Below are 25741 nucleotides of genomic sequence, written 5' to 3'. Positions count from 1 at the left end.
CATAGCGATGCGGAGTGGATCATTTCCTTGCGCCAGGTCAAATTTGGGGTGCTTGTGCGGGGAATAGCCAAAAGAGATCACGCGGAGGCGCAAAGACGCGGAGAAGAAAAGGGTTTGCTTGCGTTAACGCGCGAAGAATTCCGTGAGGCGGCAAAGCCGCTTCACTTTTTGCATTCATAGGTTTCCGCAAGCTTGTCAGAAGCAATGGCGTCTTGCGCCGCAAACTGAAGCCTTCGCGCCTCTGCGCCTCCGCCTGGACAATCGCCAGCTATATTCCCGCATACCAGGCGTAAGCACCGTTATCCTCCCAGTACCCGCCCTTGCCGCCATAGATGCCATCGAGTGAAGCCACGGCTTCCACGCGGGTGACGAACTTGGCGTGCTTGTAGCCGAGCTGGCGTTCGACCCGCAGCCGCAGGGGCGCGCCGTGGGCCTGTTCGAGCGGCTTGCCGTTCATCGCCCAGGCCAGGATCGTCTGCGGGTGGAAGGCATCCACGAGATCGATGGACTCGTAGTAAGGCCGCCCGTTGTAGAGGTCTGCGCAGTGGAAGACGATGTAGTTCGCCTCCGGCTTGAGCCGGGCAAGGTCGAGCAGCGGGCCGAGCTGCGGGCCGGTCCACTGGCCGATCGCGCTCCAGCCCTCGACGCAATCGTGCCGCGTGATCTGGGTGCGCTGGCGGAAGCCCTTGAGCATCGATAGCGGCAGGTCGAGCGGTCGTTCCACCAGTCCGTCGACTCGCAGCGACCATTGCGCGAACTCCTGCTGCAAGTGCCGCTGATAGGCCGCATCGGCGACTTCGCGGCTGCCGTTGGCGCGGAAGATCGGCGACATGTCCGCCTTGGAGAATTCGCGTGCGAGAGCATCGCGGCCCAGCGTGCGCTGGGTGGCCTGATGCAGGTCCTCAGCGCTTTCGATTGTCTCACGGAAGATCCGGTTCTCGAACAGCCTGTCGCAGCCGGGCAGGAGCAACCCGCCGACACCGACGGCCCCGGCACGGATCAGGTGGCGGCGCGAGAGTATCAGGCGGCTCATGCTTGCTCCTCCGGGGTGTCCGCCTTTTCGGGCGGTAGACGATAGCGGCCAGAGATCATCGAGCGGACTTCGTTGAACGGGCCGGCGAGCAGCACCATCACCAGGTGGACGAGGAAAAACAGCACCAGAAGGAATGCGCAGATGAAATGGACCGAGCGTGCCGACTGCCGCCCGCCAAAGATCTGCGTCGCCAGCGGCAGCCAGGCATCGGTACCCGGCGACATGGCAAGACCGGTGAAGATGATCAGCGGCAGCAGTACGAAGAGCACGCCGGCATAGGACAGCTTTTGCAGGACATTGTAGCGCAAAGCCGCCACGCCGGTGGGAAAGCGCAGGCGTGCGTGCTGCTTCACGTCGTGCCATATGTGCGACAGCTTCCACTCGCGGCGGGTGATGTGGACGTCGCGCCGCAGGTGGCCGTTGAGCAGCGACCATGCGAGATAGAGTGCGAGCCCTCCGGCCAGCACCCAGGCGAAGGCCAGATGCCAGATTCGCGCGCCGGCGAGGCTGTAGCGCGAGGGGATCGTCGCCCAATGGGGAAAGGCGCGGCGCTGGGTGCGGCCCTCGGGGTCTTCCCAGAGCCCGAGCACGCCGGTCGTCTCGAACCGGGTGTTCGCGATCTGGAGGTAGCCGAACTCCCTGCCGCCGGCCCGCGCCGAACTGATCTTGAGCCAGGCGGGATCGTAGTTCGCGCCGTATTCGCCCCAGTAGAGCCGCGGGTGCGCGTTGAAGATCATCAAGCCGCTCATCAGCATGACCAGCAGGGTCACGGCATTGATCCAGTGCCACACCCGCGTCGAGAGACGGTGGCGCTTCACCACATCCCCGCCCTTGGCGGAGGTGCCGTGACCTTCAAGCGTACTCATGCGCGGGCGAGCCCCGGATTGCCGTCCTCGAGCCGGATGCGCAGTGTGTTCTGGACGAAGGCGGTCGCGACGTACTGGCCGACCATCATCGGGAACTCGATCAATTGCGCCTCGTCCCAGCTCTGCGCGAGCGTGTCCCAGGTTCCGTTGGACAGCACCTTGTCTTCCAGCAATTCCTCGACACCCCGCAGGATCGCCGCTTCGTGGTCGGTCCAGCCAGGCGCGGACGAGCCGATCCGGGCGCGTTCGATCAGATCGCGGTCGAGACCGATACGGTAGGCGATGTTGACGTGCTGCCCCCACTCGTAGGGCGCGCGGCACAGCCAGCCGATGCGCAGGATCGCCAGTTCGCGTTCCTTCGCGGGAATACGCCCCTGGAACAGGGCCGTGCCCATTTCCATCTGGCAGCGGAATATCTCGGGGTGCTTGAGGACGGTACGCATGTATTCGGGCACCTGCTCGACAGGCGGTGCACCGGCACTGGCGCGGATCTCGTCGACGAGCTGGCGCGAGGCCGGGTCGATGTCTTCCTGCGCCACCGGATCGATACGCGGCTTTTCGCCCACCACGTGCGCTTCGCGCGCAGCGATGTCGAAGCCTGGATCGAATTCCGCATTTGTCACGTCCATATCCGCTCCTTCTCTCCCGTTATTCGTTGCGGGACCGCCGGCGGTTACAGCGCGAGGCTTCCCGGTTTCTTATTCGCCGAAAACGTGGACGGCGATCTGCCGACGGTGCGGCATCGCGCGGTGCTCGGCAAGGTAAATCCCCTGCCATGTGCCGAGCGCCATGCGACCGCCAATCACCGGGATCTGCAGGTTCACGCCTGTCAGCATGGCCTTGAGGTGCGCGGGCATGTCGTCCGGTCCCTCATCGTCGTGCGCATAGTGAGCACCTTCGGGCGCCAGCCGGTCGAGCCATGTCAGCAGGTCCCCCCGCACTTCCCGTGCGGCGTTCTCCTGAATGAGCAGCGAAGCCGAAGTATGGCGGCACAGCAGCGTGAGCAGCCCTTCGGAAATGCCGGTCTCGTCCAGCCAGTCCGCCATCGCTCGCGTGATATCGGTCAGGCTGCGCCCCGGAGTCTCGAAGGAAAGAATGCTAGACACTTGTCTCATCGTCTGCCGATCTTGATCCTTGGCCGCGCAGGTTTCAACAGGCAGCAGACCAACGAGAGGAGATACGCACATGGAAACCCGGTTCTGCAAGGTCGAGACCGATGGCCACCTGATGACCGTGACCATCGATCGGCCGGAAATGCGCAATGCGCTTCACGGCGAGGCGAATTTCGAACTGGGCGAAGTGTTCGATGCCTACGAGGCCGATCCGAACCTGTGGGTCGCGATCCTTACCGGGGCCGGCGACAAGGCCTTTTCCGCCGGCGCCGACCTGCGCACGCCTTTCGACAAGGCCGATCCGCGTGCCTTCAACGGCATGCCGGTGCCCGAAACCGGGTTCGCCGGGCTGGTCTGGCGCTTCAATCGCCGCAAGCCGGTGATCGCGGCAGTCAACGGCTTTGCCATGGGCGGCGGGTTCGAGGCGGCGCTGGCCTGCGACGTGATCGTCGCGGCCGAAAGCGCGAGTTTCGGCCTGACCGAACCGAGAGTCGGCCTTGCCGCGCTCGGCGGCGGTATTCAGCGCATCGTGCAGGAACTCGGGCCCAAGCGCGCGCACGCCATGCTCCTCACCGCGCGCAAGGTGCCCGCGGCGCAGGCGCACGACTGGGGCATGGTCGCCGAGGTCGTTCCCGATGGCGAGCTCATGGACTGCGCCCGGCGCTGGGCGGACGAGATCGCCTCGTGTTCACCGGCCTCGATCATTGCGACGAAGGCCGTGATGCAGTCCTACTACGACCTCGGTATGGAAGCTTCGAACAAGGAGATGTTCGCGCTTCCCGAAGTGCGTGCCATGTTCACCGGACCCGACGCCCGCGAAGGCGGCAAGGCACTGTTCGAAAAGCGCGCGCCGGTCTGGTCCAACCCGCAATGAGCCGCGCGCCGACCGTCCTCGCCGAGCGGCACGGCACCATCGCCCTCCTCACGCTCAACCGCCCCGAACGGCGCAACGGCGTGACGGTGGGCATGTGCGTGGCGTTCTACGAGGCGGTGCGCGATGTCGCTGCAAGCGATGCACGCGTGCTCGTGCTGCGCGGGGCCGGCAACGACTTCAGCGTGGGCGCGGATATCGCTTCCACGCCCGAGGACAATGCGCCGGTGTCCGAGGCATGCGCGCAAGCGGACATGGGCGCGATCTATCACGCCTCCACGCTGCTCCACACGATGCCGCAGGTCACGCTCGCGGCCATCGATGGCGGATGTGCCGGCGCGGGCATGGGCTGGGCGACAGCCTGCGACTTGCGTTTCGCCACTGCGCGGGCGCGGTTCTCGACGGCCTTTCTCAATGTCGGCGTATCCGGAGACATGGGGCTGGCGTGGAGCCTCGACCGCCTTGTCGGCGGGGCAAAGGCGCGCGAACTGCTGTTCTTCCCCGACCGCTTCGGCGGCAACGAGGCGCATGCCATGGGGCTGGTCAATCGCCTCTACGAGCCGGATGCGCTGCATGGCGAAACCATGGCGCTCGCCGAACAGCTCGCCGCGCGCGATCCACTGGCGCTGCGGCTGATGAAAGCCAATTGCATCTCCGCCGAGACGCTGCCTGTCGGCGAGTACATCGAAGTCGAAAGCGCCCGCCACCTGCAGACGGCGAACCGGCCCGAACTCGGAAAACTGATGGCCGAAGGCTATGCGCGCCGAAACGAGGGCTCGCAGTAGGCCTCAGTCCCCGGCGACGGTCATGCCATCGACGCGTACCGTAGGCACGTTGATCGCCCGGTACCATTCTAGGTCGTTGGCCGGGGTCATCTTGGCGAACATCGAGAGCAGGTTGCCGGCCACGGTGAACTCCGAGATCGGCCCGGCCAGTTCGCCATTGACGATGCGGAAGCCGGTCGCACCGCGGCTGTAGTCGCCGGTAACGCCGTTCACGCCCTGCCCGATCAGCTCGGTCACATAGACGCCGTCCTTGATGTCCGCCATCAGCTCGGCGGGGGACAGAGCTCCTGCCGCAAGGTGGACATTGCCCACCGAAACGCTCGGCGCGCCGCCGCCATTGCGCGCGGCGTGACCGGTAGGCTGCAGGCCAAGCTGGCGAGCCGAGGCCGACTCCAGCAGCCAGCCGGTGATGCGCCCATCCTCGACGAGATTGCGCGCCACGGTCGGCAGGCCTTCGCCATCGAAGGGCCGCGAGCGCAGGCCGCGCGGGGTGTGCGGGCGCTCCACCACTTCGATCCCCGGCGCGAAGATCTGTTCTTCCAGCTTGTCGAGCAGGAAGCTCGACCGGCGCGCAATCGAACTGCCGGACATGGCCCCGATCAGATGGCCGAGCAGCGTGCCGGCCACGCGCGGATCGAACACGACCGGCATCGGGCCGCTTTTCGCACGCGCCGAACCGAGCCGGGCAATCGTCCTTTCGCCGGCCAGTTTGCCGATCTCGGCTGCGGCAGGAAGATCGCTGGCGTGGTGGGCGGTGCGCCAGGCATTATCGCGTTGTTTGCCCGCTCCTTCGCCGCCGACGACGGAAACGCTGATCGAATGGTGGGTCGAGGCATAGCCCCCGGCAAAACCATGGCTGGTGGCGAGGGCAAAGACCCCCGAGCCGGCACTGGCCGATGCGCCATCGGAATTGGTGATGCCCTCCACCGCGCGCGCTGCCTCTTCCGCTTCTTCGGCCATGGCACGCAAGGTATGCGGGCTGGGCTCGTAAGTCTCGATCAGGTCGAGTTCCGGGTAAGGGCCGTGCGTCAACAGCTCTGCGGGAGCGAGGCCCGAATAGCGGTCCTCCGGCGCGGCGCGGGCCATGGCGATAGCCCGGTCGGCCAGTTCATCGAGCGCGGCGGGCGAAAGATCGGAAGAGCCGATGCTGGCGGAGCGATGGCCGAGGAACACGCGCAGGGCGATGTGCTCGCTTTCGGAGCGCTCGACGTCTTCGAGATTGCCCAGCCGGATCTGGATGCCTTCGGAGGCATTGGCGCCGTAAACGGCATCGGCGGTGTCGGCACCGGCTTTGCGCGCGCGATCAACGAGATCCTGCGCGCGGTCTTTGGCCTGTTCCGGACTGAGCATGTGAACTGCAACTCCTCTTACGCGCGCACGGCAGCCGTGCGCGCATTCGCCCTAGTCGCCGCGGCGGCGAAGGGCAAATGCGAGTTGCTAGCGCATCAGGTCAGGTAAAAGCGAGCGCAAGGCCCTTGAACAGCGCGGTCAGCCCAAACGGAAGGCCGATGGCCAGAGCCCAGAGCAGCATCCGGTCGCGCCGGTAGTAGGCGGCAAGCGCAGGATCGTGTGCCTGCTTGTCGGTCAGCTTGTTCCAGCGGGACTCGAAGCGGCGGCAGGCCGGGATGATGGCGATGACGAGGATGACCAGAGCGAGATAGGGAAGCAGCGAACCGCCTCCCGCCTTCAGTGCGCCAACAGTCACGAAAATCTGCAGGGCCGTGTAGACCAGCAGGGCATAAGCGATGTGGTCGCTCATCTTTCGGCGCCAGTCGCCAACCGTGACTTCCTGCTTGTGCAGCGTCGATGCCTGGGTCATCGTGGCGTGGCTCGTTCCATTGTTCATCAGGCGACTCTCCCTCGACTGATCACGAGTGAACCACTTAAATGCGTTAAGATCAAGTTCACTTCTGATTTTTGCAAGTGCGAAGATCGGCGCAGCGCGATTGTCCGCGCGTCATGCACGAAACCTGCCAATCTGACCGGTCAAGCGGAAATGCTGGGTTGCCGTCGCCCCGCAGGCTGCGTATTCCTTGCAGGAATGACCGAAACGACTGATCTTTCGCAGGAACAGGTGCACGGCGATGCCGCCGCTGCTGCGGCGCTCTTGGCAGAGCGCGGCGGCCTCGAAGTCATCTCCATTGCCAAGAGCTACGACAAGCGCACGGTGCTGTCGGATATCTCCTTGTCCGTGGCCAAGGGCGAAGTGCTCGGCCTGCTGGGCCCCAACGGCGCGGGCAAGACGACCTGCTTCTATTCGATCATGGGTCTGGTAAGGCCGGACTCGGGCCGCATCCTGATGGACGGCATCGATGTCACCAGCCTGCCCATGTATCGCCGCGCGATCCTGGGGCTGGGCTACCTGCCGCAGGAAACCTCGATCTTCCGCGGCATGACGGTCGAACAGAACATCGGCGCGGTGCTCGAACTCAACGAGCCGGACAAGACCATGCGCGAGCAGGAACTCGAACGCCTGCTCGACGAGTTCGGCCTCACGCGCCTGCGCTCCAGTCCGGCAATGGCGCTGTCCGGCGGTGAGCGCCGTCGCTGCGAAATTGCCCGTGCACTGGCCGCAAATCCCTCGATCATGCTGCTCGACGAGCCCTTCGCGGGCATCGATCCGCTTTCCATCGCGGACATCCGCGATCTCGTGCGCGACCTCAAGACGCGCGGCATCGGTGTGCTGATCACCGACCACAATGTGCGCGAGACGCTCGATATCGTCGACCGCGCCTGCATCATCTATGGCGGCCAGGTGCTCTTCGCGGGTAGCCCCGAAGCGCTCGTCGCCGACGAAAACGTACGTCGTCTCTATCTGGGCGAGGGTTTCACGTTGTGAGGCCTTTCGCGGGCGGAGACTGACCGATGGCGCTGGGGCCTCGTCTAGACCTCAGGCAGAGCCAGTCGCTGGTGATGACGCCGCAGCTGCAGCAGGCGATCAAGCTGCTGGCACTGTCCAATCTCGAGATCGAGACCTTCATCGGGGAGTCGCTGGAAGCCAATCCGCTGCTCGATGTTGGCGAACGCGCACCCGAGCCCGTTTCCGAAACCGTGGACATGCCCGAAGAGGCGCGCCGCACCAATCTCGAAAGCTCCTCGGTCGATCAGCTGATCGGCGAAGGGCGCGGGGCGGACGACCGGCCTCTCGATATCGACGCCGGCTCGATCGATAGCGACCGGGATACCGGCGACGGACAGCGCGGGCTCGACGATGCCAGCTGGGGTTCGGATCTGCGCGGCCCGGCCGGCGAGGACGGTCCCGGAATCGACGAGCGCGCAAGCAGCGGCGAGACCCTGACCGAACATCTCGAGGCACAGGTCGGCGCCGTGACCGACGATCTGCGTCTCGCCGGCATTGCCCGCTACATCATCGGGCAGCTCGACGACGCCGGGTATCTGCCGGCGACGCTCGACGAAATCGCGGCTGATCTGGGCATCGAGCCGGACGAAGCCGAGGAAGGGATCGCGGTGGTCCAGTCGCTCGATCCAACCGGAATAGGCGCGCGTACGCTGTCCGAATGCATCGCGCTGCAGGCCAAGGAAGCGGATCGCTACGACCCCTGCATGGCCAAGCTGATCGATAACCTCGATCTCGTGGCGCGCGGCGAACTGTCCCGGCTCAAGCGCATGTGCGCCGTGGACGACGAGGACTTCGCCGACATGCTGGCCGAATTGCGCAGCTACGATCCCAAGCCGGGGATGCGCTTCGGCGGGGAACCCAGCGGGGCTGTCACACCGGACATTCTCATTACGCCGCGCACCGACGGTGGTTGGGACATCGCGCTCAATCAGGCCACGCTGCCGCGCCTGATCGTCAATCGCAGCTACTACGTCGAGCTCAAGGGCACTTGCGACGACAAGTCCTCGCGCGCCTGGCTTTCGGACAAGCTTGCCGACGCCAACTGGCTGATCAAGGCGCTCGACCAGCGCCAGCGGACCATCCTCAAGGTCGCCACCGAACTGGTGAAACAGCAGGACGGGTTCTTCCGGCACGGGGTCTCGCAGCTCAAGCCGCTGACCCTGCGCACCGTGGCCGAAGCCATCGGCATGCATGAATCGACAGTCAGCCGCGTAACCTCGAACAAGTTCCTCAACTGTCCGCGCGGCACTTACGAGCTCAAGTATTTCTTCAGTTCGGGCGTGGCTTCGGCGGGCGGCGAAGGCGGGGCATCGGCCGAGGCCGTGAAAGCGGCGATCAAGCAGCTTATCGATGCCGAGGACCCCAAGGCCATCCTTTCCGATGATGCGCTGGTCGAACTGCTCAAGGAAAAGGGCTTCGAACTCGCCCGCCGTACCGTCGCCAAGTACCGCGAAGCGATCGGTCTGGGCAGTTCCGTGCAGCGCCGGCGCCAGAAAGCTCTGGCCGGGGCGCGCTGATTTTCATTCAGCCTCGATTCAGCGACTTGACTGCGGTCCGCAGAACTTGGCGATTCCCGGCAATACTAAGCACAGTTATTATAGCAGTGCTCTGATATATGCTTGTTTTCCTTAGCAAAAAACAATTCCCAACCAAATTGATTGTGTTACGCTTCTGTCCATGAACCGAGCCGGGCCTGCGACCGAACGCAGGGATACGGCCAACATATGGAGAGGAAGCCCATGTCCTATGTCGATGGGAATACAGGTGGCCGAAAGGCCCTGACCGGAGGAACGGTCGCGCTTATCCAGGTTGGACTGGCCGTGGCTCTGGTGCACGGCCTCGCGGTCAACTTCATCGAGAGCGAGCCCGAACCACGGACTGACGGGGTGCAGATCGCGCTCCCACCACCTCCTCCCCCACCGAAGCCGACCGAAGAGCCGACGGTACGGCCGCAAACGCAGGCTCCGCAGCAGACCTTCATCACCCCGCCCGAGCCCCGAGTGCTGCCGCCGGTGGAAATCACACCGACCTTCCAGCCGCCGGTCGACGTCACGGACCTGACCGATTTCACCTTCGTGCCGCCGGTCGCCCCGAGCGATCCGCCGCCGCAGTTTGCCCCCAAGGCGGCAAAGCCCAGGGGCGCGATTGCCGAATGGGTTAGCACCGACGATTATCCGACCCGCGATTTGCGCGCCGGGCATACCGGAACCGTACGCTTCCGCCTCTCCATCGATGCAAACGGCCGGGTCAGCGATTGCACCATCGTCAAGTCCAGCGGGTATACCGGCCTAGACGATGCCACCTGCCGCAACGTCTCGCGCCGCGCCCGCTTCGAGCCCGCGACCGACGCCAGCGGCAGCCAGGTCGCCGGCAGCTATGCCGGAACGATCCGCTGGGTCATTCCGCGCGACTGACCCGCACGAAGTTCCCCGATCGGCGGCCTCGCACCGCCCCCTGAATGCGGTCGACGCGACTGCATGGCCGGAGCGGCCCTATCCGCGCCTTTCCAAAGCCGCTCCGGTCTTTTCCGTTTCGCCTCGAGACGCCCCCACCCTGGGCGGCTGACACTGTCCTTCCCGGCGCCGTCCGGGAGGGACCTTTTTCGTGCGGCGACCGATCCGGAACCCCGCTCGCAAAGCCGCGATGACGGGTTGCTTAGTGCGATTCGTTGCGCCTATACCTTCCCCCGTTCATGTTGCCGAAGCGGCTGGGGGAAAGCCGGTCTGTCGATAACGGAACGAAAACAGAGGGTATTTCCGAGATGCAGCCTGTAGCAGCACTCGCACGAATACGGGGAACGGGGCGCCTCTCATGAAAGCCGTAATTCTGGCCGGTGGCTTCGGGTCGCGCCTATCGGAAGAAACGATCGCCCGGCCCAAGCCGCTGATCGAGATCGGCGAAAAGCCGATGCTCTGGCACATCATGAACATCTACGCCCATCACGGCATCACCGAGTTCATCGTGTGCGCCGGCTACAAGGGCTACATGATCAAGGAATACTTCACCAACCTGTTCATCCATCACAACGACATCACGGTGGATCTCTCCAACGGCACGATCGAGCATCACAGTGCCGAGCAGGTGAACTGGCGGGTGACGGTTGTCGACACCGGCATTGAATCCATGACCGGCGGACGCCTGCGCCGTGTGGCGCCCTACCTTGATCCCGAAGAGCCATTCTGCATGACCTACGGCGACGGGCTGGGCGATATCGACATCACCGCCGAGATCGCTTTTCACCGCGACCATGGGCTGGAAGCAACGATGTGCGCAGTCGTGCCGCCGGGCCGCTTCGGCGCCGCCAATATCGAGAACGGACGCGTGACCTCCTTCGTCGAGAAGCCTAGCATCGGCAACCAGCGCATCAATGGCGGCTTCTTCGTGCTCAACCGCTCGGTCATCGATCTGATCGAGGGCGATGCGACGGTGTGGGAGCGCGGGCCGCTCGAACGGCTCTGCGCTGCCGGGCAGCTTGCCGCCTTCGAGCATGACGGGTTCTGGCAACCCATGGATACGCTGCGCGAAAAGATGCAGTTCGAGGAGCTGTGGAACTCCGGCAAGGCGCCCTGGAAGGTATGGGGCTGAATAGCTTCTGGCAGAGCCGGCGGGTTTTCGTCACGGGGCACACCGGCTTCAAGGGGGCCTGGCTGAGCCTCTGGCTGGAACGGCTGGGTGCAGAGGTATCGGCCTTAGCGCTGGCGCCTGCAACCTCGCCGTCGCTCTATGCGATGGCCGGTCCGTGGAGGGGCGAACACCATATTGTCGACATCCGCGATGGAGCGGCCCTGTCGGGTGTGCTGCAGCAGGCCGAACCGGAAATTGTCATCCACATGGCGGCACAGGCGCTGGTGCGGCCTTCCTACGCCGATCCCGCCGGGACTTATGCCACCAATGTCATGGGCACGGTGAACCTGCTCGATGCCGTGCGCAGCACGCCGTCGGTGCGCACTGTGCTCGTGGTGACCTCGGACAAGGTCTATGCCAACGACGGCCGGCCCAAGGCCTTCGTGGAGAGCGATCCGCTGGGCGGCAGCGATCCCTACAGCAATTCGAAAGCCTGCACCGAACTGGTGTGCCAGAGCTACGCGAAAAGCTTCCTGCGCGAGCAGGGCGTGGTCCTCGCCACCGCACGCGCCGGGAATGTCATCGGCGGCGGCGACTGGGCGGAAGACCGGCTGGTGCCCGATTTCATCCGCGCGCTGGAAAAGGGCGAGCCGGTCATGCTGCGCTATCCCGAAGCCGTCCGCCCCTGGCAGCACGTACTGGAACCGCTCGGCGGCTATCTCACGTATGCCCGCGCGCTGACCGAGGCTGGGGATGCCACCTTGCCCGAGGCGCTGAATTTCGGTCCCGATGCACAGGACTTCGCGACAGTCGCCGAACTGGCCGACCAACTGGGCCGGGGGTTCGGTCTGGAACGAAGCTGGGAGCAGGCGCCCGGCTCATGGGCCGGCGAAGCGCCGTTCCTGATGCTTAATTCCGCCCGCGCGGGGGACGTTCTGGGATGGCGTCCCTGTCTCGACCGGGGGCAGACCGTCGACTGGACGGTTTCTTGGTACGACGCCCATCGCCGGGGAGCGGACATGCGCGAATTCACGCTGCGGCAGATCGCAGACTACGAGGAACGGATGGCATGAGCACGCGCCCCTGCCGGTTCTGCGGTGCGCCGGTGGAGCAGCCCTTCGTCGATCTCGGCGAAACGCCGCTCGCCAATGCCTACCTCACCGAAGCGCGGCTCACGCAGCCCGAACCGGCTTATCCGCTGCGCGCCTTCGTGTGTTCACAGTGCTGGCTGGTGCAGGCCGACAGCTTCGTGCCGCCCGAGCACATCTTCAGCCATTACGCCTATTTCTCGTCCTACAGCGACAGCTGGGTGGAGCATGCGCGGCGGTTTACCGAAATGGCGCGTGCGCGCTTCGGGCTGGACGCGACCTCGCAGGTGATCGAGGTGGCGAGCAACGACGGCTACCTGCTCAAGCACTTCGTTGCAGCAGGTGTGCCTGCGCTCGGGATCGAGCCGGCCGAGAACGTGGCCGAGGCTGCCCGCCAGATCGGCGTGCCGACCGAGGCGCGCTTCTTCGGCAAGGAGACGGCGCGCGATCTGGTGAGCAGGGGGCTCGCGGCGGACATGGTCATCGGCAACAACGTGCTGGCCCATGTGCCCGACATCAACGATTTCGTCGGTGGTCTTGCCGCGGTGCTCAAGCCCGATGGCGTCGTGAGCGTCGAGTTCCCCCATTTGCTGCGACTGATCCAAGGGGTGCAGTTCGACACCGTCTATCACGAGCATTTCTACTACCTCTCGCTGCTCGCGGTGGAGACGGTCTTTGCGGCACACGGCCTGAAGGTCTTCGATGTCGAGGAACTGCCCACCCATGGCGGGAGCCTGCGCGTACTGGCCTGCCCGGCGGCGTCACAGGCGCACGAAATCGGTCAGCGCCTCGCCAAAGTGCGTGCGGACGAAAAGGCCGCCGGGTTCGACAAGCTTGAAACCTACGCTGCCTTCCAGAGCCGCGTGGCGCCGGTGCGCGACGGGCTGCTGGCGTTTCTCGATCAGGCCGCAAGCGACGGGAAGACAGTGGCGGCCTATGGTGCGGCGGCCAAGGGCAATACGCTGCTCAACTTCTGCGGTGTCGGGACGGACCGGATCGCCTATGTCGTCGACCGTAATCCGGCCAAGCAGGGCCATTTCCTGCCGGGCAGTCATCTGCCGATCCTTCCGCCGGAAACGCTTGCCGAAACCCGGCCCGACTACGTCCTGATCCTGCCGTGGAACATCCGCGAGGAAGTCATGGCGACGATGGGTGAGGTTCGCGCGTGGGGCGGGCAGTTCGTGGTTGCGGTTCCGGAACTGACGGTGCTGACGTGAAGTTCGTTGCAACCGATGTCGCCGGGGCTTTTATCGTCGAACCCGAGATGCGCGAAGACGAGCGCGGTGCCTTCGCCCGGACTTTCTGCGCGGAGACGTTCGCAGCGCAGGGCCTCGCCAGCGTCTATCCGCAATGCAACGTCTCGACCAATGCCAGGCGCGGCACGCTGCGCGGACTGCATTTCCAGATCGCGTCCAAGGCGGAGGCCAAGCTGGTGCGGGCGTCGTGCGGTCGCGTGTTCGATGTCGCGCTCGACCTGCGTCCGGATTCGCCCAGCTATCTGAAGTGGGCGGCGGTCGAACTCGATTCCGCCCGTCACAACGCCTTCTACATTCCCGCTGGCTGTGCCCACGGTTTCCTCACGCTTGAGGACCATTGCGAGCTGTTCTACCAGATTTCCGAGACCTACGCTCCCGATCTGGCACGCGGCGTGCGCTGGGACGATCCCGCCTTCGCCATCGCCTGGCCCTTCTCGCCCGAGATCATCGGCGCGCGCGATGCCCAATATCCCGATTTCAGCAACGAGGTGGTCCTTTGACTGACATGAAACTCAGCATCTGCATTCCGACCTACAACCGAGCGGAGTACCTGCAAACGGCGCTGACATGCCTGGCGGAAGCGGACTTCGATTTTGCCCATGAAATCGTGATCTCGGACAACGCGTCCAGTGACAACACGCAGGAGGTCGTGCAGGGCTTCATCGATAAGGGGCTGCCGATTACCTATCTGCGCATGCCGGAAAACGCCGGTCCGGGACCCAACCTCACCAACGCGATCCAGCACGCCTCGGGCGAGTACATGATCTATCAGGGTGACGACGACCTGCTGATCCTGCCGCGGATCAAGGAAGTGATCGCCTACCTTGACGCCAATCAGGATGTCAGCGCCTGCCATGCCCCCTGGTTTCTCCACGACGAGGTTCAGGGCGTCGATCACCGCAAGTTCTACGAGGTGGATGCCGATGTGAAATTCGATCGGCAGGACTTCCTGAGCGTGTTCGAATTCATCTTCCAGAAGCACATCTTCCCGGAAATCGCGATCTACCGAATGTCGAGCGTGCGCTCGGCATTCGTGCCGCGCTTCTTCTGCTTTTGGCCCTTCGTCTATCTTGCCCACTTCCTCGATCAGGGTGCCGTGACGTTCCTCAAGGAGCCGTTCTACCGCTCGGTCACCGTGTCCAAGGTCGCCCCCAACCGCGAGCAGGCGGGCAACGAGGACGTCATGACCTCGTGGGACATGTATCGCGGCGGCCTCGAATACTTCCTGCATTTCGGCGTCAGTCGCGGCAAGCTGAGCGCCGATGATGAAGCCCGCGCGCTCTACGACCGGATGTGCCACATCTTCACGGCGCTGCGCATGTCTGTGGCGGTGCGCTTCTGGTTGGCGCGCAACGACTATGTGCGGGCCTATGAACTCTACACGCGCATGGCGATTGCCGGCTTCGGCGACCATCCCAGCGTCGCGGAACTGCGCTCGCAGTTCCCGGTGATGGTCGGCCTGCAGACGCTGGCTTACAAGGTCAGTTCCATTCCCGAAATCAAGCGTCTGATCCTGAGCGATGCCGATGATCCGCAGGCCATCAGCGAAGTGCTGCTCAAGCTCGGCTTGGCGGACCATATCGAGGTGACGGGCGATACGGGCGAGAGCGATACACAAGCGGCGTCGACCGCCGTGCTCGTGTCATCGCAGGAAGCGGCCGATACCTTTGCAGCTCGGGGCTTCGACCCGCACTTCGTGTTCCTGGAAAGCGATCTGATGCAGTTCGTGCTGGTCTGAGGCCGCTCAGTCCGTCGAGAACAGGTCGGGCAGTCGAGGCGAAAGCGCCTTGAGCGACGGATCGTCGGGAAAGCAGTGCGTGAAATGGGCCAGAGTGCCTTTTCGCGCCGAGCCCTTGGGTTCCTTTTGCGAACCGGTGCTCTCCTGCGTGGAAAGGAACCACTCGGCCGGCGTCGCTCCGAGTATGGCGCTGTAGTCGATCTTCCGCTTCTCTACCGAGACCACGTCGCGGTAGATCGCCGCGAACTCTCCGGCGGATTTTGCTGCAGTCCGGGTTTTGGCCGTAAAACGGGCCGCGGCCTCTCCGATCCTTGCGACCATGTCCGGATTGCGCAGCATCCATTTCAGGCGCTCGGCAGCAGCGGGGGCATCGGCTTCGATGAATCCGGTGCGGCCATGCTCGACGATGGCGCGTTCGGCGGGATTAGCGAAAACGAGCGGTGCGCAGCCTAGCGACATGGCTTCGATCAGCGCGTTCTCGGCAGTGCCGAAGTGCTTGGGCTGCAGCAGGTAAAGGAATATCCCGGTCTGCCGCAGTACCTCTTCGGGATCGTCCGTGTGGCCTGCAAAGCGCACCGCTTCAGGCTTGCGCATGGTCGAAGCACGGCGAAGGACCGGACTGCCCGCCTCGACCTCGCCCCAGATCGACACTGGCGTATCGGGTTCTGCGCGGTCGACCACCTCGAGGAAGTCGGGGCTCAGCTTGCTGAAATCGACCGTGCCCAGATAGCCGATATTGCCTGCACGCTGCGGCGTTGTCGGCGCCGGTGCCGCAAAGCCGAAACCGCTGTTGACCACGCCCAACCCGGCGCGGTCTTCGGGCGCCAGCGCCTGCACAGCGGCGGCTTCCATCGAACAGGCCGAGGTAAACAGGAAGCGATGCGGGGCGGTTAGCAAGCCAGCAGGAATACACGGCGCATGGAGGCCGGAAATGTGCGCCCAGATCACCGTACGGGCTTCGGGCAGGTCCCACCGGCACAGGCACTCGTAGAGGCGCGGGTGGTTCCACCATTCGATCTGCAGCACGTCCGCCTGCGCGATCAGGTCTCGCGCGACCTGCGGCCCCGGCGCTACGGTTATCGTCCCGCCGGCCTGCTCGACTGCGGTCGCGTAGCGCCGGTCGCGTGGTTCTTCGAGCAGCAGGTAGTGGCGCTGCACATCGGCGCCATCAGCTGCGCAGAGCGCGGCATGGGCCTTGCCCACGCCGCCGCCCAGGTGCGCAGCGATATGCAGGATCTTCATTCTGCGGCGATGGCGCTCGGCTCCCTGAACCCGCCCGGGGCCTCCACGGAGGGATCAATGGTCACCAGCTTGTTGAACGTGTCGAGCAGCGTGGGGCGGAATTCATCGACATTGTCGGGCAGGCAGTGCGTCAGTTGGCCGCAATCGCCGCAGACGCCGTTTTCACATCGGCGCCCTTCGAGATGCTGCAGGCGCAATGCGTTCATCTTGTCGGAGTTCCAGATCTCCTTCATCGACTGCTCGCGCACGTCGCCGATCACCAGTTTGCGCCCCCAGTCGAGGAAGCAGGAACTGACAAGGCCGTCGGCATTCACCGAGTAGCCGTAGAAGATGTAGGGGCAGGTGTCGGTGGGCGTCACGTCCTGCTGGTAGATGCCCTTTTCGATCTTCACGCCGGTATGGGCCTCGATGTCGAACTCGGGCCAGCACGGCGCAAAGTTTTCGACGAAGATGCGGTCGCAGTAGTTGCCGAAGGTGTCGAAGAACTCCTTGCGCTGATCCTCGGTGATCAACTCGCCGGGGATCTTGATCGCGATCTCCATGTCGCCCTTGTTTTCGTAGAGCCACTTCACGTTCTTCACAAAGGCGGGGAAATCGAAGTCGAAGCCGGTGAACCGCTTGTACTGCTCGTTGGTCATGCCATCGACGGAGATGTTGATCCGGTCGAGCCCGGCCTCGATCACCGGCCCGGCGCGCTCGGGCGTCATCAGCGTGCCGTTGGTGGTGGTGTCGATATATGCGATGTGATCCGCTTTTCTGGCATAGGCGATCATGTCGGCCAGTCGCTTGTTCAGGAACGGCTCGCCGTCCTTGTACATGCGCAGCACCTTGATCGGCTGCGAGAACTCCGCGAGATCGTCGACCACCTTGGTGAAGACATCGTACTTCATCGCGCCCTGATAGCGGCCGGTGTCGGCGATCATGTCGCGGTGGCCGGTCGGGCAGAACTTGCACTGGAAGTTGCAGGCGCTGGCCGGATCGACGAAGACGACGAACGGGGTCTCCAGCGGAATGACCGTTTCCAGCGGCGTGCGCCCTTCCAGATTGATCCGGGGCTTCAGCTGCGCTTTCATAAGAACTCCAGTAGTTCGGCAGATTTTTTTAGATTGCACACGCCGACCACTGCTGCGGGGTCTGACGGACGAGGCGGCTGGCCTCCGAATTTCAGCAGGTCGCGCCGGCCGTAGCTGTCGGCGATCCGCTCGGCAAAGGCGCGCACGGTCAGCGGCTCGCCCGAACATATGTTGATGACGCCAGTCTGGCCGCTGTCGACGACATTGGCAATCATCGCACCGGCCTGACGCACATCGAGAAAGTCGCGGACCTGGGTACCGGCGGAAAGGTCCGCCTGTTTGCCGGCCTGTAGCTGGCGATGCAGGTAGGCCCCGATCCGGGCGGGGTGCTCGTCCTCGCCGTGCAGGTAGAACAGGCGGCACCAGGAAAAGCGGGTGTCGTGCTGCGCGAGCCATTCGCGCATCATTTGATAGGTTGCGACCTTGCACGCGGCATAAAAATTGGCCGGTTCCAGCGGGGCATTGACGCAGAGGTTCTCGCCCGGCAGGCGGTATTCCATGCAGGTCCCCACGCCGATGACATGGGCGACGCCAGCCTCCACTGCGCCTTGCGCGAGGGCGCAGCTGCCCTGCACGCAATCGGCGTTTTCGGGCGCGTTGAGGTAGCGGCCGTGCTCGACAAACCATGCGGCATGGATAACGGCGTCCACGCCCGCACAGGCCTTGGCCCACCATGCGGCATCGCGTGCGAAAATGTCGTCGGTTTCGATGATCGCCGTCTGAGGTGTGGGAACGGCAAGACGGGGCGCGGTGCCGGGACGGACCGTAACGCGCACGTCATGGCCCCGCCGCTGGAGATAGCGGTGGATCGCTCGACCGACGAAGCCGGTCGCTCCGGTCAACAGCACCACGCTCATGGCAAATCTATAAGCCCTTTTCCCCTTGGGCGACACAACTACCAAGGTTTGGTTAACGATTCCCATACGCTTTGCGTGTGATAAGTTCGTGGTTCGTCACGGGGAGTACGGGAAAGGTCATGCGCGAAAGGGGTCCAGCGGTGCTGACCGGCGCCAAGCGCTATGGCCTGCGTCAGTTCTCCGAAGTGCCGGGGCGCAGCGAAGCGCGCGCGCTGCTGGCCGACCTCCGGGACGGCACCTGCCGCGCGACCCCGCAGCCCCCTCGCTTGCCGATCACCCTCTACGGCGGCGGCGACATGGGCCGGATGGCGCGCGACTACTTCGCCTCGCTCGGTCACGAGATCGGCCTTGTCGTCGATCGCAATGCCGAGGCGCTGCGCGAGGATCCGTTCTGGCGCGGCGTGGAGATCGTACACCCGCAGGATGTGCCGCCTCGTGTGAAGCAGGATGCGCAACTGATCCTCTGCGTGGCCACGGCGCCTTTCAAGCCGCTGGAAAGCGATCTGGCAGCCGATGGCTGGGCCGAGGTCGTCCCGTTTTACGATGTTGCCGAAAGCCAGCGAGACCGGCATCCGCTTTCTAACGGCTGGTTCGCCCATCCACTGAGCGACACCGATTTCGCGCGCACCGCGGACGTTCTCTATGCCTGGGACGACGATCTGTCGCGCGCGCATCACCTTCAGTTCCTGGCGTGGCGCATGTTACGCGAGGAGTGGACCTTCGAAGGCCCGCCCGTCACTGGCGGCGACCGCTTTTTCATTTCGGACGTCACCGCGCGTGCCGAAAGGCTGGGCGTGTTCGTCGATGGCGGCGCGCATCATGGGCAAGTCACCCGCAAGTTCGCGGCGCTGCGCGACAATACCTTCAAGCGGATCGTCGCCATCGAACCCGACCCCGACAACTTCGCTGCCATTGAAGCCATGCGTGCAGCAATGGCACCGGAAGTGGCCGAGCGGATCACGCCCGTAGCGGCAGCATTGGGAGCGGACAGCGATACGCGGCCTTTCCATCGCGGTCTCGGCTACGCCTCACAATTTTCCGCGACGGGACGAGACATGCTGCGCAGCATAACGCTCGACAGCCTCGATCTCGCGCCCGATTTCATCAAGCTCCATCTGGAAGGCGCGGAGCTCGATGCCCTGCGCGGGGCTCGCGAGACGATCCGGCGAAATCGCCCGATCCTCGCCGTGACCACCTATCACAATGCCGACGGGATCTGGCGTACGCCGGCATGGCTGATGGACACGCTGGAGGACTACCGTTTCCTTATGCGGCTGCACAGCTGGTGCGGCACCGGCGCGGTCGTCTATGCGCTGCCGCAGGAGCAAGGGTGATCCGATGACAACCTATGCCCGCAACAGCCGCCTGATCTTCGACCTCGGCATGAACAACGGGGACGACACCGACTACTATCTGAAGCTCGGCTACGATGTCGTCGCGCTCGAAGCCAATCCCGCGCTTTGCGCCAAGGCCTCGGAGCGCTTTGCCGATGCGGTGGAGCAAGGCCGCCTCACCATCGTCCATGCGGCCATCTGGGAGCATTCGGGCGAGACGAGCTTCCTCGTCAATCTCGACAACGACCACTGGAGCAGCATCGATCCGGGCTGGGCCGGGCGCGACGACAGCACGTGCGAGCGCATCACCGTGCAGTGCGTGACGCTGCCCGAACTGTTCGCGCGGTTCGGCGTGCCCTACTATCTCAAGATCGATGTCGAAGGGGTCGACCATGTCGTGCTCGACCAGCTTCGCGGCGCACCGCTGCTGCCCGCCTGCATCAGCGTCGAGGATTGCCGCTTCGGCTTCGACTACATGGAAACCCTCGCCGCTTGCGGCTACGACGGATTCAAGCTGCTCGACCAGTCGACCGTCGAGGGACGGACTGATGCCGAACATGGCCACATCTTCCCCGCCGGTGCCTCCGGTCCGCTCGGCCGCGATATCGAGGGGGACTGGCTCTCGTATAACGACATGGTGGAACACTACGCCACGACCGTGCGCGACCGTGAGGGTAATCGCCTCGCCCCGCGCACGCGCTGGTGGGACATCCACTGCACACGCCTCACATGATCGGGAATTGATTGCATGTCTGAAAACGCCAAGTTCGCTGCCTATGTGCAGGACAACATCCGCGGCATCGGCGAGGACACTGCCTTCCTCGGCATGACGCAGATCTGGCTGCGCGAGGCGATCCGGCACAACTATGCGCAGAACTTCACCTGGCTTGGCCGCCCGATCATTCAGGTGCCGCAGGATCAGTATGCAATTCAGGAACTGATCTGGACTTGCCGCCCTGACCTGATCATCGAAACCGGCATCGCCCATGGCGGATCGCTGATCCTCTCGGCCTCGATGCTGGCGATGCTCGACTACTGCGATGCGCTGGAAGCCGGTACCGTGCTCGATCCAAAGGCCAGCCGCCGCAAGGTGGTGGGCGTCGATATCGACATCCGTGCGCACAACCGCGCCGGGATCGAAGAGCATCCGATGGCGCACAAGATCACCACGATCCAGGGTTCCTCGGTAGCACCGGACATCTTCGAGCAAGTGAAGGCCCATGCCGAGGGATACGAGCGGATCATGGTCTTCCTCGATTCCAACCACACGCATGAACATGTGCTGGCAGAGCTGGAGGTCTATGCGCCGCTGACCTCGAAGGGCTCCTACTGCGTGGTCTGGGATACCGGCGTCGAAGACCTGCCCGACGAAATGTGCGCCGACCGCCCCTGGGGCAAGGGCGACAACCCGCGCACTGCGGTCTGGGAATACCAGAAGCGACTGGCTGACGAAGGCCGCACGGCAGCGGACGGCGACAAGCTGGCTTTCGAACTCGACAAGACCATCGAGAACAAGATCGTCATCACCGCCTCGGTCGACGGATTCCTGCGGCGGGTTTGACCTCCCCGGTTAGTCTGCCATCCGTTCGTGTCGAGCGAAGTCGAGACACGTGAGCGCGGCCTTGGCGTGTCTCGACTTCGCTCGACACGAACGGGGTGTGGCTGGTTAGGGTAGAAGAGCCGCTAGCGCAGCAGCGAGGCCGTCACGCCGTCGATCACGTACTGTGCCGCCAGAGCGGCCAGTAGCACGCCCAGCAGGCGCGTGATAACGGCCTCCACGTTGTCACCCAGTACGCGCATCAGCGGGCCGGCGGCTGCGAGGGCAGCAAAGCTCAGGAGCATGACCGAAAGCATCGCGGCCAGCACGACGGCGGTCGCTTCGAAACCGTGCGCGCGGCTCATCAGCAGCATGATCGTCGCGATCGAACCGGGGCCGGCAAGCATCGGCATGGCCATCGGAAAGATCGAGACATCTTCCACTTCCGGGGTTTCGGCGTGCTCTGCCATCAGCTTTTCTGCGCGTTCCTCGCGGCGCTGCGTGCGCTTTTCAAAGACCATGTCGACCGCGATCATGAACAGCATGATGCCACCGGCAATGCGGAAAGCGTCGAGTTCGACGTGCAGCGCGCCGAGCAACTGCTTGCCGAACAGGGCGAAGGCAATGAGGATCAGCGCCGCGATCACGCAGGCGCGCGCGGCCATGACCACCGCCTGCCGCCGGCTCGCGTCAGCAGAAAGCCCCGCATAGATCGGCGCGCAGCCGGGCGGGTCGATCACCACGAAGAGGGTGACGAAAGCCGAGAGGAAAAGGTCGAGCATGGCGCGCTTAGTCCGCCTGCCCGGCTACGGATGACGACAAGACCTCGCTCATGCTCCCGTTCTTGCGCAGGTAGACGGACAGCACGCGCGAATTATCCTGCGAAACCTTGTAGCTCCACCGCAGGGTGCCGTCATCGGCCTGCCCGTAACCGGTCATCCCGGCTTCGCGACGCTTTTCGTGATTCTTGTCGCCGCTGTGCGGAGGCGGACCGCTGCCGCGCTGGGGGCAATCTGCGACGCTCGCGGAGAGCCAGTCGGGCTTTTCAAGCGGCTCGCTCAGTGCATCGCCCTGATCAAGCAGCCAGCGATACTCGCCCTTCTTCTGCTGCTTCCAGATCGTGGTGAAATAACCCACCGAACCGTCCGGCCGGTGCCATGCGCCCTTGATCACGCCCAAGGTGCCGTCGCAGCTCATCCAGACCTGGTAGGGTTCCCACTGGACAGGCTGAGCCGGGTCCTGCTGACCCTTGAGCCAGTCCTTCGCCATGACCGGCTGCGGCACGAACATCACGGCCTCGTCATCGGCGAACTTGCGGAAGGCCGTCCATTGCCCGTCTTCGCGCGCGGCGCGGGCAAAGGCGATCTCGGTAGCGATCAGCTCGCTGGGGTTGGCCGTGCCGGGTCCCGCCGGACGGCGACGCTTTTCCGCGCCGGCGGGCGCGGCGAGCATCGCCACCGCCGCACCTACGAGCAGAAAGGCGCCGATCCGGTTCAAATCGCGTTCTCGTCCAGCCCGATTCCCGCATTGCGATGCGCGGCGACGACAGTGTTGCGCAGCAACACGGCAATGGTCATCGGGCCGACCCCGCCGGGGACCGGGGTGATCGCTCCCGCGACTTGCGAAGCGCTGGCAAAATCGACGTCACCGACCAGCTTGCCCTTGGTTTCGCCTTCGGCGGGCGGCAAGCGGTTGATGCCGACGTCGATGACTGTGGCGCCCGGCTTGATCCAGTCGCCCTTGACCATCTCCGCACGGCCCACGGCGGCGACCACGATGTCGGCGCGGCGCACCACAGCGGGCAGGTCCCTGGTGCGGCTGTGGGCGATGGTAACCGTGCAGCTTTCTGCCAGAAGCAGCTGCGCCATCGGCTTGCCGACAATGTTGGAGCGCCCGATCACCACGGCATCGAGCCCCGAAAGCGAGCCCAGCTTGTCTTTGAGCAGCATCACGCAGCCCAGCGGCGTGCAAGGCACGAAACCGGGAAGGCCCGTCGCCAGACGCCCGACATTGACGACGTGGAAACCGTCCACGTCCTTGTCGGGATTGATCGTGGCGATCACCTTCTGCTCGTTCATGTGCGAAGGCAGCGGAAGCTGGACGAGGATGCCGTCCACGGCCGGATCGGCATTCAGCTTCTCGACCAGCGCCAGCAGATCCGCCTCGGGCGTTTCGACGGGCAGCTTGTGCTCGAAGCTGTTCATGCCGCAGGCCACGGTCTGCTTGTTCTTGTTGCGGACATAGACCTGGCTGGCGGGGTCCTCTCCCACCAGCACGACCGCTAGGCCCGCCTTGCGGCCGGCCTTCGCCTCGAAATCCGCCGCTACCCTGGAAACCCGCTCGCGCAGGCCTGCGGCAAAGCCCTTGCCGTCGATGATCGAAGCTTCAGTCATTATGCGTACGCTATCGCCAGGTTGCGAAGGATAATGCCGAGGATGGTAAGCCCGATGATCAGGATCATCGGCGAAAAGTCGATGGCGCCGGTATTGGGCATCATCCGCCGGATCGGTCGCAACAGCGGATCGAGAATGGCGTTGAGCGCCTGATAGACGGCCGCGACGAACTGGTTGTGCATGTTGACCACGTTGAACGAGATGAGCAGGCTCAACACGAACTGCACAATCACCACGAAGACGATGATATTGATGAGATACTGGACGATCTCGTAGAGGGTGGCGAACAGCAACACCTGCTCCTTTCCTGATGAGGACCCGCGCTCAGGTCGAGGCTGGCCGCGCTGATAGCCGAGCAGGCGCCACCCCGGCAAGGGTGCGCTCTACGCTCTACCGACAGCTTTCGACGAATACCGACTGAAGCGGCGGTGCAGCGCCCGGATTCAGGGCACCAGTGTAGAGGTGCGTTCGATCCGCCAGTTGAGCTGTTCCTCGCTGGCACCGGGGACGTCGTTCACGCGGCGCAGCACGATGGTGCCACGCTTGGACGCGCGGCCATCCGCGAAATCGACGACGATCGGCGCCTCGTAATAGAGCGAGCCGGCGGCCCCCTCGACGTCGCCCTTGCCGACCGCGATCTTCGGGCCGGCCTGACCGCCGAATTCCGCCTGCAGCTTTTCGGGGGTCATCTGCGCATCGAGGCTCCAGGCCCTCGCGGCATCGATCCAGTCGCCCACGCGCAGGGCGTTGGTGTAGTACCGAAGGAGGCGTTCGGGATCGCGGCGTTCCTGCAGCGCACCCATGTCGAGACCGGCGGCAATGCCGGCGCTGGCAGCGGCCGAAGCGTCCACCGAAGGCAGCGGTGCGGGTTCTGTCACAACGGCATCGGTTGCAAAGCCGGTGGCCTCCGCCGTCATCTCCGGCGTAGGGGCATTCTGGTTGCACCCCGCGAGCAGCAACACGCTGCCCGAAAGTGCGGTGACGAGCATGGTCCTGGTCGCGGCAATGGTGCGCATGAGTATCGAGATACCTTTCAGCCTCTGGGAACCCCTCACTTGGACGTCTGACCGGTTCGGATCAACGTGCCGGCGCCTTCCTGCGTGAATATTTCCAGCAACATGGCATGCGAGACACGCCCGTCAAGCACGACGGCGGCCTCGCACCCGGCCTCCACGGCATGGACGCAGGTTTCCAGCTTGGGGATCATACCGCCCGAGATCGTCCCGTCCTGCTGCAGCTTCTCGATGTCTGCGGGACGCAGGTCGGTGAGCAGGTTGCCTTGCTTGTCGAGCACGCCGTGCACGTCGGTGAGCAGGAACAGCCGGGCGGCCCCCAGCGCGGCGGCAATCGCCCCGGCCATGGTATCGGCGTTGACGTTGTATGTCTCGCCGTCGGCGCCGGGCGCGATCGGGGCGATGACCGGAATCATGCCCGCGGCCGAGATCGTCTCGATCACCGAGATGTCGATGGAATCGGGCTCGCCCACGAAGCCGAGATCGACCACCTTTTCGATCAGACTGTCGGGATCCTTCTTGGTCCGCTGCACCTTGCGGGCCGTGACCATCTTGCCGTCCTTGCCGGAGATGCCCATGGCCTTGCCGCCGGCCTTGGAGATCCAGCCGACGATCTCCTTGTTGATCGCGCCCGAGAGGACCATTTCGGCCACTTCGGCCGTAGCCTTGTCGGTGACACGCAAGCCGTCGATGAACTGGCTCTCGATACCGGCCTTCTTGAGCATGGCGCCGATCTGCGGGCCGCCGCCGTGGACCACCACCGGGTTGATGCCCACCGCCTTGAGCAGCACGACATCCTCGGCAAAGTCGCTCGCCAGCTCGGGATCGCCCATGGCATGGCCGCCGTATTTCACCACGAACGTGCGTCCGGCGTATCGCTGCATATAGGGCAGCGCGTCGACGAGGGTTTCGGCCTTGGCCAGCATGGCGGGATCGTGCGGATTCGACATGCAACGGGCTTTAGCCGCCCCGGCGCGGATTTGAAGGGTTTTTCCGGCAGATCAGCCTTTGTCCGCCCGGGCGTTTGCACCGATATGGCGAACGCACCCGGCGAAATCCAAGACGGAAAGCATGAAAAGCTGATGCCTGGGCCGCCAAGAATGAGGCTGCAGCCCCCGA

General features: G+C 64.3%; 28 protein-coding genes. 13 read left to right on the top strand and 15 right to left on the bottom strand.

Annotated features, from left to right (window positions below; genetic code table 11):
• Positions 1–268 precede the first annotated feature (268 nt).
• The 4 genes from IEX64_RS14195 to IEX64_RS14180 form a co-directional block, all read right to left on the bottom strand.
• Complete coding sequence (locus tag IEX64_RS14195) at positions 269–1033, bottom strand: molybdopterin-dependent oxidoreductase (RefSeq protein ID WP_188820463.1); 765 nt, start codon at positions 1031–1033, stop codon at positions 269–271.
• Positions 1030–1899 carry a cytochrome b/b6 domain-containing protein gene (locus IEX64_RS14190; protein WP_188820461.1) on the bottom strand — a complete coding sequence of 290 codons (870 nt, stop codon included), beginning with the start codon at positions 1897–1899 and terminating at the stop codon, positions 1030–1032. Before IEX64_RS14190 ends, IEX64_RS14195 begins: the two co-directional genes overlap by 4 nt.
• Positions 1896–2528: a carboxymuconolactone decarboxylase family protein gene (locus tag IEX64_RS14185; RefSeq protein ID WP_188820459.1), complete on the bottom strand. Its 633-nt coding sequence runs from the start codon at positions 2526–2528 to the stop codon at positions 1896–1898. Before IEX64_RS14185 ends, IEX64_RS14190 begins: the two co-directional genes overlap by 4 nt.
• A 69-nt stretch (positions 2529–2597) precedes the next feature.
• Positions 2598–3014: a secondary thiamine-phosphate synthase enzyme YjbQ gene (locus IEX64_RS14180; RefSeq protein ID WP_188820457.1), complete on the bottom strand. Its 417-nt coding sequence runs from the start codon at positions 3012–3014 to the stop codon at positions 2598–2600.
• Between the two features lie 70 nt (positions 3015–3084).
• On the opposite strand from IEX64_RS14180, the gene IEX64_RS14175 reads away from it, so the two are divergent.
• Both IEX64_RS14175 and IEX64_RS14170 read left to right on the top strand, forming a co-directional pair.
• Positions 3085–3885, top strand: a complete 801-nt coding sequence (locus tag IEX64_RS14175; RefSeq protein WP_188820455.1) for an enoyl-CoA hydratase-related protein — start codon at positions 3085–3087, stop codon at positions 3883–3885.
• Entirely contained in the window at positions 3882–4667 is a 786-nt protein-coding gene (locus IEX64_RS14170) for an enoyl-CoA hydratase/isomerase family protein (RefSeq protein ID WP_188820453.1), read from the top strand. Before IEX64_RS14175 ends, IEX64_RS14170 begins: the two co-directional genes overlap by 4 nt.
• A 3-nt stretch (positions 4668–4670) precedes the next feature.
• Here IEX64_RS14170 and IEX64_RS14165 read toward each other — a convergent pair whose 3' ends face one another.
• Both IEX64_RS14165 and IEX64_RS14160 read right to left on the bottom strand, forming a co-directional pair.
• A complete protein-coding gene (locus IEX64_RS14165; protein WP_188820451.1) occupies positions 4671–6017 on the bottom strand; it encodes a TldD/PmbA family protein in 1347 nt (448 codons plus the stop codon).
• A gap of 100 nt (positions 6018–6117) precedes the next feature.
• Complete coding sequence (locus IEX64_RS14160; protein WP_308422611.1) at positions 6118–6513, bottom strand: hypothetical protein; 396 nt, start codon at positions 6511–6513, stop codon at positions 6118–6120.
• A gap of 195 nt (positions 6514–6708) precedes the next feature.
• On the opposite strand from IEX64_RS14160, the gene lptB reads away from it, so the two are divergent.
• The 8 genes from lptB to IEX64_RS14120 all read left to right on the top strand — a co-directional run bounded on the left by lptB (position 6709) and on the right by IEX64_RS14120 (position 15173).
• Positions 6709–7506: an LPS export ABC transporter ATP-binding protein gene (gene lptB, locus IEX64_RS14155; protein ID WP_188820449.1), complete on the top strand. Its 798-nt coding sequence runs from the start codon at positions 6709–6711 to the stop codon at positions 7504–7506.
• A gap of 26 nt (positions 7507–7532) precedes the next feature.
• Positions 7533–9044, top strand: a complete 1512-nt coding sequence (gene rpoN / locus IEX64_RS14150) for an RNA polymerase factor sigma-54 (RefSeq protein ID WP_188820447.1) — start codon at positions 7533–7535, stop codon at positions 9042–9044.
• 222 nt (positions 9045–9266) lie between these two features.
• A complete protein-coding gene (locus tag IEX64_RS14145) occupies positions 9267–9941 on the top strand; it encodes an energy transducer TonB (protein WP_188820445.1) in 675 nt (224 codons plus the stop codon).
• Between the two features lie 397 nt (positions 9942–10338).
• Positions 10339–11112, top strand: a complete 774-nt coding sequence (rfbF, locus tag IEX64_RS14140; protein ID WP_188820443.1) for a glucose-1-phosphate cytidylyltransferase — start codon at positions 10339–10341, stop codon at positions 11110–11112.
• Positions 11103–12164 carry a CDP-glucose 4,6-dehydratase gene (rfbG, locus tag IEX64_RS14135; RefSeq protein ID WP_188820440.1) on the top strand — a complete coding sequence of 354 codons (1062 nt, stop codon included), beginning with the start codon at positions 11103–11105 and terminating at the stop codon, positions 12162–12164. The genes rfbF and rfbG overlap by 10 nt, the downstream gene beginning before the upstream one ends.
• Positions 12161–13396 carry a class I SAM-dependent methyltransferase gene (locus IEX64_RS14130; protein WP_188820439.1) on the top strand — a complete coding sequence of 412 codons (1236 nt, stop codon included), beginning with the start codon at positions 12161–12163 and terminating at the stop codon, positions 13394–13396. Before rfbG ends, IEX64_RS14130 begins: the two co-directional genes overlap by 4 nt.
• Positions 13393–13935 (top strand): dTDP-4-dehydrorhamnose 3,5-epimerase, encoded by a 543-nt coding sequence (gene rfbC / locus IEX64_RS14125; protein ID WP_188820437.1) that lies wholly within the window; start codon positions 13393–13395, stop codon positions 13933–13935. The genes IEX64_RS14130 and rfbC overlap by 4 nt, the downstream gene beginning before the upstream one ends.
• 5 nt (positions 13936–13940) lie before the next feature.
• Positions 13941–15173: a glycosyltransferase family 2 protein gene (locus tag IEX64_RS14120; protein WP_229710400.1), complete on the top strand. Its 1233-nt coding sequence runs from the start codon at positions 13941–13943 to the stop codon at positions 15171–15173.
• Between the two features lie 6 nt (positions 15174–15179).
• Here the strand turns inward: IEX64_RS14120 and IEX64_RS14115 are convergent, their stop codons facing one another.
• The 3 genes from IEX64_RS14115 to IEX64_RS14105 are packed head-to-tail and all read right to left on the bottom strand — an operon-like array spanning position 15180 to position 18345.
• Positions 15180–16415: a glycosyltransferase family 4 protein gene (locus IEX64_RS14115; RefSeq protein WP_188820433.1), complete on the bottom strand. Its 1236-nt coding sequence runs from the start codon at positions 16413–16415 to the stop codon at positions 15180–15182.
• The gene (locus IEX64_RS14110; RefSeq protein ID WP_188820432.1) at positions 16412–17488 is read right to left on the bottom strand and encodes a radical SAM/SPASM domain-containing protein; all 1077 of its coding nucleotides are present in this window, start codon (positions 17486–17488) and stop codon (positions 16412–16414) included. The genes IEX64_RS14115 and IEX64_RS14110 overlap by 4 nt, the downstream gene beginning before the upstream one ends.
• Entirely contained in the window at positions 17485–18345 is an 861-nt protein-coding gene (locus IEX64_RS14105; protein WP_188820430.1) for an NAD-dependent epimerase/dehydratase family protein, read from the bottom strand. Before IEX64_RS14105 ends, IEX64_RS14110 begins: the two co-directional genes overlap by 4 nt.
• 119 nt (positions 18346–18464) lie before the next feature.
• Here IEX64_RS14105 and IEX64_RS14100 point away from each other — a divergent pair, with 119 nt between their 5' ends.
• Genes IEX64_RS14100 through IEX64_RS14090 form a run of 3 tightly spaced genes read left to right on the top strand, consistent with a single transcriptional unit; the run spans position 18465 to position 21240 of the window.
• The gene (locus tag IEX64_RS14100; protein WP_188820428.1) at positions 18465–19679 is read left to right on the top strand and encodes an FkbM family methyltransferase; all 1215 of its coding nucleotides are present in this window, start codon (positions 18465–18467) and stop codon (positions 19677–19679) included.
• 4 nt (positions 19680–19683) lie between these two features.
• On the top strand, positions 19684–20412 hold the full coding sequence (locus IEX64_RS14095; RefSeq protein ID WP_188820426.1) for an FkbM family methyltransferase: 729 nt from the start codon (positions 19684–19686) through the stop codon (positions 20410–20412).
• 15 nt (positions 20413–20427) lie between these two features.
• Entirely contained in the window at positions 20428–21240 is an 813-nt protein-coding gene (locus tag IEX64_RS14090) for a cephalosporin hydroxylase family protein (RefSeq protein WP_188820424.1), read from the top strand.
• Positions 21241–21362: 122 nt separating this feature from the next.
• Here IEX64_RS14090 and IEX64_RS14085 read toward each other — a convergent pair whose 3' ends face one another.
• The 6 genes from IEX64_RS14085 to argB form a co-directional block, all read right to left on the bottom strand.
• Positions 21363–21998 (bottom strand): MarC family protein, encoded by a 636-nt coding sequence (locus IEX64_RS14085; protein WP_188820421.1) that lies wholly within the window; start codon positions 21996–21998, stop codon positions 21363–21365.
• A 7-nt stretch (positions 21999–22005) separates the two neighbouring features.
• Positions 22006–22713, bottom strand: coding sequence for a hypothetical protein (locus IEX64_RS14080; protein WP_229710365.1), 708 nt, complete (start codon positions 22711–22713; stop codon positions 22006–22008).
• Positions 22710–23609, bottom strand: coding sequence for a bifunctional methylenetetrahydrofolate dehydrogenase/methenyltetrahydrofolate cyclohydrolase FolD (gene folD, locus IEX64_RS14075; protein ID WP_188820420.1), 900 nt, complete (start codon positions 23607–23609; stop codon positions 22710–22712). Before folD ends, IEX64_RS14080 begins: the two co-directional genes overlap by 4 nt.
• A complete protein-coding gene (locus tag IEX64_RS14070) occupies positions 23609–23902 on the bottom strand; it encodes a YggT family protein (protein WP_188820418.1) in 294 nt (97 codons plus the stop codon). The genes folD and IEX64_RS14070 overlap by 1 nt, the downstream gene beginning before the upstream one ends.
• A 150-nt stretch (positions 23903–24052) precedes the next feature.
• Positions 24053–24625 (bottom strand): hypothetical protein, encoded by a 573-nt coding sequence (locus tag IEX64_RS14065; RefSeq protein WP_188820416.1) that lies wholly within the window; start codon positions 24623–24625, stop codon positions 24053–24055.
• Between the two features lie 35 nt (positions 24626–24660).
• Positions 24661–25572, bottom strand: coding sequence for an acetylglutamate kinase (gene argB / locus IEX64_RS14060; RefSeq protein ID WP_188820415.1), 912 nt, complete (start codon positions 25570–25572; stop codon positions 24661–24663).
• Between the last annotated feature and the right edge of the window lie 169 nt (positions 25573–25741).

This window comes from Novosphingobium indicum (assembly GCF_014645195.1).
In the GTDB taxonomy this organism is placed as follows: domain Bacteria; phylum Pseudomonadota; class Alphaproteobacteria; order Sphingomonadales; family Sphingomonadaceae; genus Novosphingobium; species Novosphingobium indicum.
The sequence above is the reverse complement of the archived record's forward strand: the minus strand, read 5'-3'. Positions and strand labels throughout refer to the sequence as shown.